Consider the following 16,115-nt stretch of genomic DNA (forward strand, 5'->3'; position numbering starts at 1 on the left):
GACAAAAGGACATTTTGCAAAAAAGGGTTTTGTAAATGTGGAAAGTTAAAGGTTCTGTAAGATTCTTCTTATCTATCCTTGCAACAGCTTTTGTTCAGGCGGGTGTGTTTATTTACGCCCAAAAAATTCTGTCGGGATCGTTCTTTGCGAAGGATGGTATCATCTGGCAGAACTTCATGCTTCAAATATTCTTCCTCGCGCCATACGTGCTGATGGTGTTCTTTGCGGGGTTCTTCACCAATAAGTTCTCGAAGAACAAGGTGATGGCGTGGTCGTCACTCATGATGACGCTGTTTGTGATCGCGCAGTCTGTGCTCGTGACGGTCGATTACCCGCGAATCGCATTCTGGCTCTCGATCGGGCTTAGCTGCGGATTTGCGATCCACAGTGCGGCTAAGTACGCCATTATCAAGGAAATGTTCGGTGTGCGCAATTTGAGCTATGCGAACGCATTCCTCCAGATCTTCAGCATTAGCGGTATTATCGCGGCGTCCTGGCTTGCGATTGTCGGCGTGAACCTCATTAACCTCGACCAGCTCGTTTCTTACGAAGCCGTGCGTCGCATTACGGAAAAGTCCGTCGTGATTCCGTGGATCTTGACGGCGGTGAGCGTACTTGGTACGGTTGCGAACTTCATGATTCCGCGCGTGAAGTTCGAAGACTTGAACGTGAGCGTTGACAAGGTCAAGCGCCACTTGAGTCTCGGTTTCCGTGTGCCGACGCTCCGTGCCTCCATCATCGCCCTTTCGATGTTCTGGGCTTTGGCTCAGGTGTTCGTGCTGATTTACCAGGACGTGTCCGGTTCTTCGACCGTGAACATGATGCAGGACTACATGTCGTTTGCGATTGTGGGACTCATGGTTGGTACGATTGTGGCTGCTCACTTCTCCAAGGACTTTATTGAATCCGGCTTTGTGCCGCTTGGCATGTTTGGTGCTTCGATCTGCATGTTCCTCGTGCCGTTCCTTGTGCATCCGGTCGCCCTCGTGCTTCTTTACTCCTTGACCGGTTTCTTTGGTGGACTTATCCTTGTGCCGGTGAATGCGCTGTTGCAGTACAACACACGTCCGAACAACTCCGGTTCCGTGATTGCTCTTGCTAACTTGATCCAGGCTGTGGTGCTTGTGGCGTTCCTGTTCGTGTTCACGATGATGGTCCGCAACACCGATATTCGTCCGCAGTATTACTTCATTGGTCTTGCCGTGATTTCTGTGGGTGTGTTTATCTGGTCGATTTACAATTTGCCGCAGGCTATGCTGAGAACGCTCCTTCGCTTTGTGTTCAGCCGCTATAGAATCCGCGTGTTGAACGTGCAAAACATCCCGAACGAAGGTCCGATTCTCTTGGTCGGTAACCACCACAGCTTTATTGACTGGGCTATGGTGCAGATGGCTTCTCCGCGTCCGCTTTGTATTGCGAGTAACAAGGACCATTTTGACAAGTGGTACTTGCGCGCCGTGCTCAAGCGCTTGGGCATGATCCGTATTGATAACCGCAATCCCAAGGTTGCGATGGATAAGATTCATGCTGCCCTCCTCGCAGGTAAGGCTGTCGTGATTTTCCCGTCGGGCGAAGTTTCCAAGTCTCCGCACGTGGAACCGTTTACGATTGACTATTCCTCCGCTGTCGATGGCACGAAGGCTCAGGTAATTCCGTTCTACATCCAGGGCTTGTGGGGCACTAACTACAGTTACAGTTCTTCGAACATGTTTGGAGCCTCTGCGGAGCGTTCCGTGACTGTTGCTTTCGGCGATGCGCTTCCGGCCGATACTCCGCCGAACGAGATTCGCGCAATTCTCCGCCGCATTTCCATTGATGCTTGGAATTACGCTGTTTCGTTTGTGCACCCGATTGCCGATAGCTGGATCCGCACATACAAGAAGTATGTGAAGAACGGTCCTGCAATTTATAGCCCGGATGGCGCTCACTTCTCGGGTTACAAGCTGATGGGCGCTGTGATGGCATTCCGAGGCTACCTCAAGAAGACGCTTGGCAAGCATGAACAGAACGTAGGCATTATGCTTCCGCCGAGCCCTGCCGGTGTGATCGTGAACCTTGCACTCTGGGTTCTCGGCAAGACGAACGTGAACTTGAACTATACTTCGTCTGTCGATAACGTGAAGTTCTGCTGCGACCGTGCTGAATGCTCGACGGTTATTACGAGCCGTCAGTTTGTGCAAAAGCTTAAAGGGCGTGGCAACGACTATTCGCAGGTGGCTTCGGACAAGGTGCTCCTGCTCTATGCTGAAGACATGATGAAGGAAATCCCGAAGGTGAAAATTGCGGCTTTCCTCGTACTTTGCATGATTATGCCGAGCTGGTTGATTCGCCTTCTTTTCGTGAAGCATCGTTCTATGGATGACAATGCTGTTATCGTGTTCAGCTCAGGTTCCGAAGGAACGCCGAAGGGCGTGGAACTCACGCAGCGCAACATGATGGGCAACATCCAGCAGCTCGCCTGTATCTTGAATGTGAGCCGTGGCGACGTGATGCTTTCGGAACTCCCACTGTTCCATAGCTTTGGCCTTACGGTGACGACGCTCTTGAACCTTACGGAAGGCTGCCCGATTGTGGCTGTGGCTGACCCGACTGACGTGAAGACGATGTCCCGAGTCTGTGCGGAATTCAAGGTGACGATCATGGTGGCGACCCCGACGTTCTTGCGTGCATTTACGGTGAGCCGTTATGTGCATCCGTTGATGTTCAAGTCTGTGCGTATCATTATTGCCGGTGCTGAAGCGCTCCGTCCGGAACTCTCGACGGCGTTCCGCCTCAAGTTCGGTAAGGAAATTTACGAAGGTTACGGCTGTACAGAAACAGCCCCGGTGGCTTCTGTCAATACTGAAAATACGTTGTTCGACGACTACACCACGTTGCAGGTGAACAACAAGCCGGGAACTGTAGGCCCTGCACTTCCGGGAACGCAGTTCCTGATTGTGGACCCCGAGACGAATGAACCTTTGCCGACGGGCGAAGCGGGCATGATCCTCATTGGTGGTTGCCAGGTGATGAAGGGCTACCTCAAGGATGCAGACCGCACGAAGAGCGTGATTGTGCTGAAGGATGGCGTTCGTTACTACCGTACGGGTGACAAGGGCTATCTCGATGAAGACGGTTTCTTGACGATCGTGGACCGCTACAGCCGCTTTGCAAAGCTTGGTGGCGAAATGATCAGCCTCGGTGCTGTCGAAAAGAAGATCCAGGATACGCCGGTATTGCAGGGCTGCGATTACGTTGTTACGGCTATTCCGGATGCCACGAAGGGCGAAAAGATTGTTCTTTTGTACCAGGGCGAAAAGGATCCGAAGGACGTGCTTTCGGAACTTCGCGCAAGCGGTATGCCGCCTCTCATGCTCCCGTCCGCGGCGTTTAACGTCGATGTGATGCCGAAGCTTGGTTCTGGCAAGGCTGACTTCGTGACCGCAAAGAAGATGGCGAAGGAACTGGTGGAGAAGAAGTAGGCGGCGGAGCCGCAGTTATTAGTCGGTAGTTGTTAGATTAAAGTTAGGCGGCTACGCCGCGATTATTAAGACTGATGACCATTGACTAATGACCAAAAGACAAGAAGGAAAAAAATGAAATCGTTTACTCCCATACGCACGGTGCGTTTCATAGCTTCGCTTATTGCGATTTTTGGCATGATTCTTTTTGCCTTTGAACGCGTGTTGACCATGGTTTATGGTATTGCCGCTAACGCCGTGCGGACGGGGAACGGACTCACCGATTCGTTTATGGTGCGCTTTGCATCTGAAAATTTTTCCGGGGTCAAGAAGCTTTTGGGCGTTTTGGATCAAGTCAAGGATTTGCTGCCACTTGCAAATAAGGGCTTGCTTGTCTTGTTTATTGTAAGTGTGACTTTGATGGTGATTGCCGCATTTGGTTTAACTTTCCCGCGCCAGTTTGGCCATGTGCTTGTGGCGATGAAACTCCTCAAGTGGCAGGGGGGCTTGGCTGCTGTAACCTCTGTGGCTAGCGATGCTCCGCATCCTGTCATTAGTGGAAAGGGAGTCTCGAAAAAGTTCAAGAGTGTATCGAAAGGTATCAAGAGGCTGTGGGGCAAAATAGTTGCTTGGTGCAAAAAGGCTGTAGCTGCGATAAAAAAAGTTCAGGTGAAATATTGGATTTTTATTGGATGCTCGATTGTTTTTATTCTTGTTCTCGTATTCGGTGTCCGCGGTTGCTCGACGGTTAGTGTTTTTGGCGGCTCGCAGGCCGTGACCGATGAACTGACGGAACAGGCTTTGTTTTACATTCGTGCACAGAAATCGTATTTTGCAAAGAATAAGGCAATCGGTGGCCCGAAGGCGCTCCAGATGTCGGATTCCCTTACAACGGATTATTTTACGTATCGCGTAAATGCAAGCCGCTTTACGGCGACATTGAACAAGGACGTCAAGGATTGCCCTGCCGGGAGTCGCTGGTCGGTGAGTGCAAAGACCGAGGGCTTCTTTACGGTTGATTTGAAGCTTTATCGCGCAGCACCCAAAGACACCAATTGCGTGTTTATTCATCCTGACTTCAAAAATCTCGGACGAAAGTAACCCCAAGCGGGTTGTCCCAAGACAACAATTTGCTAGTTGATTCTTGCGCATGAGGGGGCGAGAATATATATTAGTAGTACCCTAGAATGTTCTAGGGTTGTTTATGGGTGGTGGTATGAAATTTCCGCAGATTATTTGTGTCGCGGCCGTTATGTCGTTTGCTGATGTGACTTGGGTCCCGCAGTGTGAAGACAACGGCTTTACGTTGATTCGTTTTTCAGAACATTTTGAAGTATGTAAGAAACCGACGACAGATGATGGCTCGGTAAACAATGTCTCAATCCCGACTTCGGATGCCGACGGCGTACTCCAATCGCTTGAAAAGGTGTATTCGTTCTACATTGATTCGCTTGGCTGGATGCTGCCTTTCCCGAAAAGCCCGGATAAGAAACTCAAGAGCAACATCTACGTGTTCGACAACTCCGTGATGGCGGCGCTCTACGGCGGTCAGGATTATGTGAAAGCGTTGAATGGCGAGTATGGACCTGGCATGTGGATTGGCGTGGGTTCATTGAAGGATTACTGGGGCACGTCGCATGAATTTGCGCATGGATTGCAAGGTGTTGCTGGCTGGCTTGGCAATAATAGCCATTCAGGCTGGATGGCGGAATCGCATGCAAACTGGATGGCGCACCAGTTCAATCCGAATGATGCCCATTGCGCAGAATACTTGATCAATTATCCGTACCTCTATTACGGTTCTACGCGCGACCGTTATTGCAATTGGCAGTTCCTGGAACATTTGAAGGAGGAATTTGGCGGTGGCAATAAAGGCGCTCACGAAGTCAACCGCATCTGGATGGAATCGATTCGCGATGGCGAAGACGGTCGCATGGAACAGACTCCGTTTAGTGCGATGATGATGGTTTATGGCTGGACGCTGGAACAGCTGAATGATCAGTTTGGCAAGTTCGCGATGAAGAACGCCACGCTTGAGTACACCCCAGCAAAGAAGACTTTGTACAAAAAGTCCTGGGGCGATTATGAGTTCAAGACTCGTCGAACGCACGATGGCTGGGGCGATCTGTATCGCAGGCATTCGCGTGTGACCATGCTGAATAAGATGAAATGCGAGGATGCAGTCGGAGATTGCGCGGACCGTTACATTTCGCCGAGCTACTGGGCGCCGCAGCGCTGGGGGTACAACCTGGTGCGCATTTATCCAGATTCGGCAGGGAAGGTGACGGTCAAGTTCCGTGGCATTGTGCAGGAAAAGCCGACGGTCAATGGCTACACTTGCTTTGGCGATAACACGGACTATTACAAGGGCAAAACTTACAAGTGGTGCAATTACGCACCGGACAAATTGCCGAATCCAGCTTCGGGTTGGACGGTTGGCTTGGTGGCGGAAGGTGCTGATGGTACGCCGCGTTACAGCGAAATGAAGCACGGCACAGGATTCAATCTTGAAATCGAAACGAAGGAAAGTGATAAGGCTTTGTGGCTTGCCGTAACGGCGACTCCGACCGAGATGCAGACGATTTTGTGGGACCAGTTCTATTACAGCATTTATCGCTATCCGTACATGATTGAAGTTGTGAACGGCGCGCCTGAAGGTTATACGAAAGATTTCTGGAAACCGGCTGGATTTAACGGAACGACGGCTTCGGGGTATGCGCAACACGCCAATGGCGGAGGCTGGGTCAGCAACAAGGCTAAAGTTGCAGCTACGGCTTATGTGGGTCCCGATGCGGTCGTGAACGGCGGTACAGTTTCAGGAAACGCCCGAATCGAAGATTTCGCCGTGATAAACGGCGGAACGATTAGCGATAACGCCGTGGTTCGCGGTCGAGCGCTCGTGACTGCGGGAAACATCAGCGGCGATGCCGTGCTCGAAGATGATGCCTGGCTTGTGAGCGGCACGATTAGCGGCAAGGCTAAAGTCGGTGCGATTTCGATTATCGTGAATACGACCGTGACCGACAACGCTCAAGTCTATGGCGTGATGTGGGCGGTAAACGGCAAGAAGCTTTCCGGCACGGCCCAGCTTCGCGGCGACCTCGAAAACAACTTCACGAAGGAACTTGTGAAGGGCGTGTTCTACGGCATGGTCGATGACGGCATGCTGAACAATGCGAACTACGGTGCAAACCTCACGACGCCCCCGACCGATGCGACCGCAAGCATTGAAAATGCCAAGTGGTACGCAGTTGCGGATGATTCGACACAGACTGATCCGGGACCTACAACAGGTATTGCTTCTGGAAATGCTTATAAAATGCAGCGCGGGTTAGGAACTCTTTCGCAAAATGCTTCGAATGAATCTCTTGATGTGTTTGATTTGAACGGTAGACACCTTGGTCTTGTGAAAGTTCTTGCGTCTGAAAACGGTGCGCTTGGCAACAAAACATTGCAAAAATCGCTCCGTGCTGCGGGATTCAACGCGGGTATGTATCTTGTTCGTGCAAAACATTCGCAAAGATTAATTCGTGTAAACGTGCGTTAAATGCTTGATATTGCATAGATTGAGTAAACACATTAAACCCTTGCAGTTTTGCAATAAAATAAAAATAGGAAACCTCGAAACGGGGTTTCTTTTTTTGTTATAATTAAAGATAAGGGTTGTATAACTTGTCACGTTAGTGACAGCTTTTTGTTTGGAGGACAAATGCTAAAAAAAATCCTTAAGTCCGTTGTTGTTACAAGTGCCGTACTCGGTGCGGTAAGTTTTGCACAGGATCCGAACTTGCATATTTATCTTGCTTACGGGCAGTCGAACATGTCCGGGCAGGCGACAGTAACCGATAAAGACCGTGTGCAGGACCCGCGATTCTTGGTGTTGCGAGCCGCAAATCATTCCAACCAGAAGGTGGGCGAGTTCTATCCGGCCGCACCACCGATGGGGCATAGCCAATCCAAGGTGGGGATTGTTGATATCTTTGGACGCAAAATGGTGAAGGAACTTCCGGACAGCATCAAAATTGCCGTTGCGAATGTCGCCATTGGCGGGCAGAGCATCGACTTGTTTGACAAGGACCGCAACAAGTCTTACGTTCAAAGCGCAAAGAACAAGGGCGATACCTGGTGGATTCAGTACTTGGACGAATATGGCGGTGATTTGTACAAACGCATTGTGGAGATGGGCAAAATCGCAAAGCAGAAAGGCGTCATCAAGGGCTTCTTGTTCCATCAGGGTGAAGCGGACTACCAGATGAACGACTGGCCGAAACGCGTCAAGAAAGTTTATGACGACTTAATCAAGGAACTGGAACTGGACCCGGAAAAGACTCCGATTCTCATTGGAGAACTTGCTCCGACTGGCGATTTGGGCTGGCGCAATGAAGCGGTAAAACAAGCGGCTGACTTAATTCCGAATGGTCATCTGATTTCGGCTCAGGGTTGCCCGGCGCTTAAAGAGGCGAGCTATACTTTGCACTTCACTCGTGAAGGGTATGAAAAATTTGGCGAACGCTATGCGGAAAAAATGCTTGAAATTCTTAAATCGCAGGAACCAGCTCCGGATTCTTCTAAAATAGATTCCTCGAAGGTCGTGCGTACAGATTCGACAAGTCGCGATTCTACATCATCGGACAGTACGAACTCTATTCGTAACATGGCTGTTGTTCGTGCCGTAGATTCGCAATCGCCAAGACTTTTCTATGATGTTTATGAACAAAGTTTGTTCGTGCGCTTCAAGAAAGACGGCGTAGAACATCGCTACCGCTTGACCGGGCGGAAAAAATAGAATTGACGTGATTGTAAAATGAAAAACGTCCAGCGAGCGCTGGACGTTTTTGCTTAGATTCCTGGATCCTTCGGCGTTGCCTCAGGATGACTCAACTAAGGCAACAGAGTTGCCAAGTTTCGTTACACCTTCGGAAGCTGGGCGAGGCTCTTGGCGATGTCTTCATCCGTCGGGATGTAGTCGCTCATTTCGCCGTCGTTGAACTTTTGGTAAGCCACCATGTCGAAGTAACCCGTGCCGGTAAGACCGAACACAATGTTCTTGGCCTGGCCGGATTCCTTGCACTTGAGAGCTTCGTCGATTGTTGCACGGATAGCGTGGCTGGATTCCGGAGCCGGGAGGATGCCTTCGGTCTGTGCGAAGAGCTTTGCAGCTTCGAAAACTTTAGTTTGTTCAACAGACGTTGCACGCAAGAGACCCTGATCGTAAAGTTCAGAGAGAATGCTGCTCATGCCGTGGTAGCGCAGTCCTCCAGCGTGGTTTGCGGACGGAATGAAGCTAGAACCGAGCGTGTACATCTTGGCGAGCGGGCAGACCTTACCGGTGTCGCAGAAGTCGTAAGCGTACTTACCGCGAGTGAAGCTCGGGCAGCTTGCCGGTTCCACAGCGAGAATATCGTAGTCGGCTTCGCCACGGAGCTTTTCACCGATGAACGGGCTCACGAGACCACCGAGGTTAGAACCACCGCCTGCGCAACCGATGATGAGGTCGGCCTTCACGCCGATCTTGTCGAGTGCGGCCTTCGTTTCGAGACCGATGACGGACTGGTGGAGGAGCACCTGGTTCAGCACGGAACCGAGAACGTAGCGGTAACCCGGCTGCTTCACAGCGGCTTCAACAGCTTCAGAAATGGCGCAGCCAAGGCTACCCGTGGTGCCCGGAAATTCGGCGTTGATCTTGCGGCCGATGTCGGTCGTCATGGACGGGGACGGGGTAACGGAAGCACCGTAGGTGCGCATGACTTCGCGGCGGAACGGCTTCTGTTCGTAAGAAACTTTCACCATGTAAACCTGGCAGTCCAGTCCGAAGAAAGCGCTGGACATCGAAAGGGCGGTACCCCACTGGCCTGCACCCGTTTCAGTCGTCACGCCCTTGAGGCCCTGCTTCTTAGCGTAGTAGGCCTGAGCGATAGCGGAGTTGAGCTTGTGAGAACCCGAAGTGTTGTTGCCTTCGAACTTATAATAGATGTGTGCCGGAGTGCCGAGGGCCTGTTCGAGGAAGTAAGCGCGAACGAGCGGGGACGGACGGTACATCTTGTAGAATGTGCGGATGTCTTCCGGAATTTCGATGTAAGCGGTATCGTTATCGAGTTCCTGCTTGATGAGTTCATCGCAGAAAACTGGCTGCAGGTCTTCGAAAGTCACCGGCTTGCCGGTACCCGGGTTCAGAAGCGGAGCGGGCTTCTTCTTCATGTCGGCGCGGACGTTATACCATGCCTTCGGAAGTTCATCTTCGTGGAGATAAGTCTTGACCTGACCATCGATCTTGAGCGAGTTTCTCATATTGTATCCTTTAAATTTGTGTAACCGCATCCAATTATATTAAATCGAATTTGCGTTGACAACAGCACTTGTGCAAAATGACCAATGTATATGATTAACATTGATTGGCTGTGGTGCTTTCTTGAAATTTTAAAATTTTTTAATATATTGTTTCTATCACCATCATAAACATTAGGAGCTCCTATGGCCATTGACCACAATCTCTTAACGGGACAGTTTCGTCCTCTTGGCGAAAACAAAATTGAGCATACCCTTTCTGCTAGCCAGAAGGTTTTGCCCACACATACGGGGAAAAGCGCAATGCGCCATTTGACCCCGCGAAACCGAAAGCCGAAACTTGAAAAGTCGTGAAGCTTAACGAAAATCCTTTTGAACTGTTAAAGAAATCTGCAAAGTCCAAGGCGCGTCTTGGCGTTATCCATACGGCGCATGGCGATGTGACGACACCTGTTTTTATGCCGGTGGGCACTGCCGCGACGGTCAAAGGGCTTACGAGCCGCGACATCCGCGAACTCGATGCAGAAATCATCTTGGCGAATACGTACCACCTCTATTTGCGACCGGGCACAAAGCTCATTGCTGAGGCGGGCGGCGTGCAGAAATTCATGAGCTGGAACAAGCCGATGCTTACGGACAGTGGCGGATTCCAGGTGTGGAGTTTAAAACAGTTCCGAAAGATTACCGAAGAGGGCGTCCAGTTCAAGAGTTTGCTGGACGGTTCTCGTCATTTGTTCACGCCGGCGAGCGTGATGAATGCGCAACGCGAAATCGGTGCGGATATCATCATGGCTTTTGATGAATGTACGCCGTACCCGAGCACGGTTGATGAGGCCGAAAAGTCGCTTGCGCTCACGCTCAAGTGGATGCGCGAGGCGAAGGAATGGCTTTTGGCAAATCCGCCGATTCACGGTTATCCGCAATTTTTCTTTGGAATTGTGCAAGGTGGCATGCACAAGGAATTGCGACAGAAGTCTATCGAGGCGCTCAAGGAAATTGAGCCGGATGGTTATGCGATGGGTGGGCTTTCGGTTGGCGAGCCTGTCGAGACGATGTATGAAATCGCAGACTTTTGTACAAACTTGTTGCCCGAAGATCGTGCCCGCTATGTGATGGGCGTGGGAACGCCGTGGAATTTGCTGGAGCTTGTGAAACGTGGCGTAGATATGTGCGATTGCATTTTGCCTGCGAAAAATGCACAGGATGGATTAGTTTATACGAGCCGAGGCGTGCTCCGCTACAAGGGCGCAAAGTTTGCACACCAACACGATTTGCCGCTCGACCCGAACTGCGATTGCTATTGCTGCCGTAACTATAGCCGTGCGTATTTGCGCCATCTGTTCAAGGAAAAAGAACCGCTTGGCTGGACGCTTGCGGCGATTCATAATTTGCATTTCTACATCCACTTGATGAAGTCCGTGAAAGCTCATATCGCAGACGATACTTTTGAAGATTGGGCCGAGGAACAAGTGAAAGTGCTGCAGGGGAATGCGGGGTAAAAGGGCGGAGAAGCACAAATCTTTAAACAGTTTTGTGCTTTGAACAATGAAATGTGATGAATTAGGCAGGGCTTACTGTTATTTGTCTACAAGGCCTTGATTTCTTCGATAGTAAATCCGGTCTGCTTAGAGATAATGTCCAAAGAAACACCATCGTCGCGAAACCCCTTTGCCATCGCTTTTTTTCTCTTCGAATGCCTTAGCCTCGGCTTCCTTTCTTCCTTCTTCCTTGCTTTCGTGAAGATCAAATTCGTAAGTCATATACTTATTCCTTATGAAAGTATCGGTCTTGTAAAAGGACACCTGGTTGTTTGTTGAACGAAAAATGCAAAATCAGTTTTCTTCGATTATGTCTATATTCTCGATGTTGCTAAAATTTTTCCAATTGCTGTACACATAATTGAATATTTCATCTGAATAATTTGGGCTACATATTTTGAGTAACTCTCTACCTGATTGAGTAAGGATTGCCTGTCCGCATTGAATTTTGTTTTCTTTTGGAAATTTGAAAGAAATACGTACTTCTTTGTTGTTGTAAAAAGCGGATGTGTTTTGAGGTAGCTCAGAACACATATAACCAAAGGTTGCTCCACAAGAAAGAAGACCTAAAGTATTCAGTCTATTTACGGATCCAAAAGATAGGCCAAATTTTTTACAATTTCGTCATCGAATTCATATAAGAAAATGTGATCGCTGTCATCTATTTTGAATGCAAATGATGCAACTTTCATAAATGTGGTCGCGTCCTCTTGGCTCATTTCACTTAAAATTCGTAAAGTCGATTTTGAAAAACTCCCGTGATTGTTGGTTTCTCCCGCTAGAATCTTGGCCCAGATTGTTTGTAATTCGTTGTCAGAAGCGCATTTTGCACGTTCAAAAAAGAATAGTAACCATTCGTTGCTAAGTTTACTTGGATCTGCAGATTCGCTGATTTCAGGGAATGTTTTATCAAGTATGTTTTCTATATTGGTTTGCTTAATCGATTCTTCTATAATAAATCTTTTCAATGCTCTTCGAGAAAGATCGTTAAGCTTTAATTGGTTTGTTGCTGTAATAAGTTCTGCGTCAGCTTCAGCTCTCGCTTTTCTCCTGATTCTAGTCGGTTCGTATAAGATTCCTGCTGCATTTGCAATCTTGGTGATGAGTGTGTTTATCGGCTCTGCAAGTTTGCCAAGATTTACGAGTGAAAATCCTTCTGCCATAATTTGACTCCATAAAAAGTTTTGCTATTTAGAATCCTCGTCGGAAATATAACCTTTTTTTCTAGTGATGTTGGTGTCTAACCCACACTCTGTATTTCCCAAACTGGAGTCTGTGGCACTGAGGTTCGATGTGATTTGTATAATAGAATTGCTTGTATGCTGAAATACGCCCTATTTGAAAAAAAATCACAGTTCATGCTAACGGTTGTTTGCAAAATTTGGCAAAAATGCGTTTTTGCTGGTCTTATTTAGTAAATTGTATTATGTCACATATGTTTATACCCACTTGACATATACATATTAAATAGGTATATTAAGGATGATTCAAAGTTTTGCGGATCGAGAAACTGAACTCGTCTATTATCAAGAATTTTCTAGACGATTGCCGAGTACAATACAGAAGGTAGCTTTAAGAAAATTAATGATGATAGACAATGCGAAATGTCTTGACGATTTACGAATCCCGCCAAATAATCGTTTGGAATTGCTCCATGGAAGTCGAAATGGGCAATATTCAATACGCATTAATGATCAATGGCGAATTTGTTTTTTGTTCAAAGATGGACATTTTTTCGATGTAGAAATAGTTGATTATCACTAGGAGCAAATTATGAGTAAGCATATTGAAACACCGACTATTGGGGAAATTCTTAACGAAGAATTCTTTATTCCCATGGGACTGTCTGCTTATAAGGTCGCTCAGGCAATCAATGTCCCGGTTTCAAGGATTCAGGATATCCTTCATGACCGTAGGCGAATTACGGTTGATACATCCTTAAGACTTGCCAAGTTCTTTGGAGTTTCCGACAACTATTTTATTTCTTTGCAAGATGATATTGATATCCGTAATCTTAAAGTTAAATTGGCTGAAGAACTGGATAAAATCAAGACTTTTGTAGTTGCGTAGATAGATTACTGGGAAAATATATTCTTTCATTTGAAAGATCGGCTAATCCAATGAGCGTAATTCGATGTTTTTGTGTTTTTTGAATTCTTTTACGACATCATTCCATGGATCTTCTATTTCACCACAATAAGGAATGATGCATAATGTATCAGGATATGCCTGAGCAAATTTTAGGATGTTTTCATTTAGTGAAAAAACTACTTCATGTGCATTTGGATGTTGTTTTTGTAAGGGTCGAAATTCTTCAATGATGAAATCGGGATTCCATTGAAATAAATTATAGAATCGCTCATTGAATGTAAAGCCTGTGTGAACTTCGTTGCAGAATTGTATTTCGTCGCAATACTGGAAACAGTTTAATTCTATTTTCCCATCATTTAAACTCGTTAAACAAAGGGCTTTATCATCAAGTTGACTTTCGAAATTAGCCAGCCAATTTAATCTGTCTTTAATTTTATTGATTTGAATATAATTTGATTCGTTTAATATGTACTTTGAAAAAGGATCGTTTATTGCGTCCTGTATACCATAAGCAAATGATCCCATGGTATGTTTTGCAAAATAATCAAATCCAGGTAAATCGTTAAGATAAATTGGTTCTTTGCAGAGGAATCTGGAGCCATCTAAGGAATATTCCTGACCATGCATTGATTCTGTGAATGAAACTTCTTCGATTTGGGTGTATTCCCACAAAAAGAAATCTTTTTTCTTATGACCATATTGTTTTATACCAACTATTAAATAAATTTTCTGGCCTTTCATATTTAAGCAAACTCTTTTTCTTGATACGGTATGCGAAACGTCGTCTTCAGTTTTGTATAAAAAAGAGTCTTCTCCAGGTAAATAGCCTAAAGCATCATAATTGTGATATTGTACATAGCAATGTTGTTCATTTAAATTTTCTTTACGAGGCCACATCCTGTCTGGACTTGGCGGGCACATCATTCGATTGTATTCTGGTTGTAATTCTTCTATTTTGGCGTATTCGTTTTCTGTTAAGCTTTCTTTATCGCATTCCAAAAGAATTTCAAATTTGAAATTCCCATAAATTCCAGGTTGTGAAACCTGTTGGGTCAGACCGTATTTACAGAATGCTCTGCGGAGCGGATTTTCTTCATCAATATTTTTGATTTTATCAAGTGATTGTGTATGCTGCTTCCAACGGTTGGAAATATTGATAGACTGGCCGATGTAGCTTTTGCCATTAACCAAGTTTGTGATTTTATAAATTCCGCAGATTGATTTCATAGATCTTAAATTACATTTTTATTTAGGAAATAAGGGAATCTTTTGCAATTTGCGTTAGGGATAGTGACCCCTTGGGGCGGAGACTTGCTTGCAAGGCTCCGTTGCAAGAGTGGCACGGGTGCACCGGTTGTGCGCACGAGACGCCTTGCAATATAGCCCGACCTGTGCATGCACGGGGAACGCTCAAAGCGTAAAAAAGATATTTGAAAAAGAGAATCGATTTCTCCGCCGTATAACAATAATTTCAACTTAAAAACACAAGTTCGGTTTTCTGAGAGTGTGTCGAAAATTTCTAAATTTGGGCGCATGATCAGTATTACTAAGCTTTTGATGGACACCCCGAATTTTGGGGATTCTCTTCGTTATCAACCTCATGCGCACAAGGCGACAAATGGTGTGGGCGCAGGACGTGGCCCGGTGGTGGTGTGGAATTGCACCAAGACTTGCAACCTGAAGTGTGTGCATTGCTATGCCCGTTCAGAGGCGATTAAGTACCAGAACGAACTTACGCACGAAGAGGGAATCAAGCTTATTGATCAGCTTGCGGATTTTCATGTGCCGGTGATTTTGTTCAGCGGTGGCGAACCGCTTTTGCGCCCGGACTTTTTTGAACTCGCAAACTATGCGGCAAGCAAGGGCATCCGCCCGACGATTTCGACGAACGGCACCTGCATCACGCCGGATGTGGCTCAGAAGCTCAAGGCGATGGGCGTTGGCTATGTGGGCATCAGCTTGGATGGTTGCGAAGAGACTCACGACAAGTTCCGCGGCAAGCAGGGCGCGTACCAGATGGCTTTGCGCGGAATCCGCAATTGTGTGGCGACGGGCCAGAAGGTTGGGCTCCGCTTTACGATTACGAAGTACAACTATCAAGACTTGAACGCCATTTTCGATTTGCTCGAAGCGGAAAACATTGATAGAGTTTGTTTCTATCACCTTGTCTATAGCGGTCGCGGAAGCGCAATGGTCGATAACGACTTGAATCACGAAGAAAGTCGCAAAGTGATGGACTTGATCATTGATCGCACTTTGGACTTTAAGAAGCGCGGCGTGAACAAGGAAATTTTGACGGTCGACAACCATGCCGATGCCGTTTATCTGTACCAGCGCATGAAGCGTGAAGACCCGGAACGCGCCGAAAAGATTTTGGATTTGATTAAGATGAACGGTGGCAACCGCAGTGGCATGGCATTTGGCAATATCGATAGCATCGGTAATGTGCATCCGGACCAGTTTACGCAATATATCACGCTTGGTAACGTTCGCGAACGCAGTTTCGGAGACATTTGGACAGACTTGTCAAATCCGATTATGGCTGGCCTCAAGAACCGCAAACCGCTTTTGAAGGGGCGTTGTCCGAAGTGTGCTTACTTGAATTTGTGCAACGGCAATTTCCGCACGCGTGCCGAAGCCGTTACTGGTGACTTCTGGGCTGAAGATCCGGCTTGCTATTTGACCGATGAAGAAATTGGATTATAAAAGTCGGCAGTAGACAGTAGGAAGTAGGCAGAATAATTCGGAGTTAGGAATTGTT

Annotated in this window: 12 protein-coding genes; 8 read left to right on the forward strand and 4 right to left on the reverse strand. The window is 47.4% G+C overall.

From position 1 onward, the window contains the following. The first annotated feature begins 35 nt into the window (after window positions 1-35). The 4 genes from B7990_RS03585 to B7990_RS03600 all read left to right on the forward strand — a co-directional run bounded on the left by B7990_RS03585 (window position 36) and on the right by B7990_RS03600 (window position 8,226). The gene (locus B7990_RS03585) at window positions 36-3,461 is read left to right on the forward strand and encodes an MFS transporter (protein ID WP_088639647.1); all 3,426 of its coding nucleotides are present in this window, start codon (window positions 36-38) and stop codon (window positions 3,459-3,461) included. A gap of 114 nt (window positions 3,462-3,575) precedes the next feature. Continuing rightward, window positions 3,576-4,541, forward strand: a complete 966-nt coding sequence (locus B7990_RS03590; RefSeq protein WP_088639648.1) for a hypothetical protein — start codon at window positions 3,576-3,578, stop codon at window positions 4,539-4,541. Between the two features lie 115 nt (window positions 4,542-4,656). After that, on the forward strand, window positions 4,657-6,987 hold the full coding sequence (locus tag B7990_RS03595; RefSeq protein ID WP_254917303.1) for a DUF6055 domain-containing protein: 2,331 nt from the start codon (window positions 4,657-4,659) through the stop codon (window positions 6,985-6,987). Between the two features lie 162 nt (window positions 6,988-7,149). Continuing rightward, complete coding sequence (locus tag B7990_RS03600; RefSeq protein ID WP_088639650.1) at window positions 7,150-8,226, forward strand: sialate O-acetylesterase; 1,077 nt, start codon at window positions 7,150-7,152, stop codon at window positions 8,224-8,226. 122 nt (window positions 8,227-8,348) lie between these two features. On the opposite strand, the gene B7990_RS03605 is transcribed toward B7990_RS03600, so the two are convergent. Continuing rightward, on the reverse strand, window positions 8,349-9,728 hold the full coding sequence (locus B7990_RS03605) for a TrpB-like pyridoxal phosphate-dependent enzyme (RefSeq protein WP_088639651.1): 1,380 nt from the start codon (window positions 9,726-9,728) through the stop codon (window positions 8,349-8,351). Window positions 9,729-10,075: 347 nt separating this feature from the next. Here B7990_RS03605 and tgt point away from each other — a divergent pair, with 347 nt between their 5' ends. Further along, the gene (gene tgt, locus B7990_RS03615; RefSeq protein ID WP_088639653.1) at window positions 10,076-11,224 is read left to right on the forward strand and encodes a tRNA guanosine(34) transglycosylase Tgt; all 1,149 of its coding nucleotides are present in this window, start codon (window positions 10,076-10,078) and stop codon (window positions 11,222-11,224) included. 126 nt (window positions 11,225-11,350) lie between these two features. On the opposite strand, the gene B7990_RS15070 is transcribed toward tgt, so the two are convergent. After that, window positions 11,351-11,485 carry a hypothetical protein gene (locus tag B7990_RS15070; RefSeq protein ID WP_254917304.1) on the reverse strand — a complete coding sequence of 45 codons (135 nt, stop codon included), beginning with the start codon at window positions 11,483-11,485 and terminating at the stop codon, window positions 11,351-11,353. A gap of 362 nt (window positions 11,486-11,847) precedes the next feature. Continuing rightward, window positions 11,848-12,426: a DUF2806 domain-containing protein gene (locus B7990_RS03620; RefSeq protein WP_088639654.1), complete on the reverse strand. Its 579-nt coding sequence runs from the start codon at window positions 12,424-12,426 to the stop codon at window positions 11,848-11,850. A gap of 319 nt (window positions 12,427-12,745) precedes the next feature. Between B7990_RS03620 and B7990_RS15190 the strand changes: the two genes are divergently transcribed. Both B7990_RS15190 and B7990_RS03630 read left to right on the forward strand, forming a co-directional pair. After that, a complete protein-coding gene (locus B7990_RS15190; RefSeq protein ID WP_088639655.1) occupies window positions 12,746-13,027 on the forward strand; it encodes a type II toxin-antitoxin system RelE/ParE family toxin in 282 nt (93 codons plus the stop codon). Between the two features lie 9 nt (window positions 13,028-13,036). Then, window positions 13,037-13,333: a HigA family addiction module antitoxin gene (locus tag B7990_RS03630; protein ID WP_088639656.1), complete on the forward strand. Its 297-nt coding sequence runs from the start codon at window positions 13,037-13,039 to the stop codon at window positions 13,331-13,333. A gap of 42 nt (window positions 13,334-13,375) precedes the next feature. On the opposite strand, the gene B7990_RS03635 is transcribed toward B7990_RS03630, so the two are convergent. Then, window positions 13,376-14,581: a GIY-YIG nuclease family protein gene (locus B7990_RS03635; RefSeq protein ID WP_088639657.1), complete on the reverse strand. Its 1,206-nt coding sequence runs from the start codon at window positions 14,579-14,581 to the stop codon at window positions 13,376-13,378. A 306-nt stretch (window positions 14,582-14,887) separates the two neighbouring features. On the opposite strand from B7990_RS03635, the gene nirJ1 reads away from it, so the two are divergent. Next, the gene (gene nirJ1 / locus B7990_RS03640) at window positions 14,888-16,060 is read left to right on the forward strand and encodes a putative heme d1 biosynthesis radical SAM protein NirJ1 (protein WP_088631244.1); all 1,173 of its coding nucleotides are present in this window, start codon (window positions 14,888-14,890) and stop codon (window positions 16,058-16,060) included. Window positions 16,061-16,115 lie beyond the last annotated feature (55 nt).

It is taken from the genome of Fibrobacter sp. UWB4 (genome assembly GCF_002210345.1).
GTDB lineage: Bacteria > Fibrobacterota > Fibrobacteria > Fibrobacterales > Fibrobacteraceae > Fibrobacter.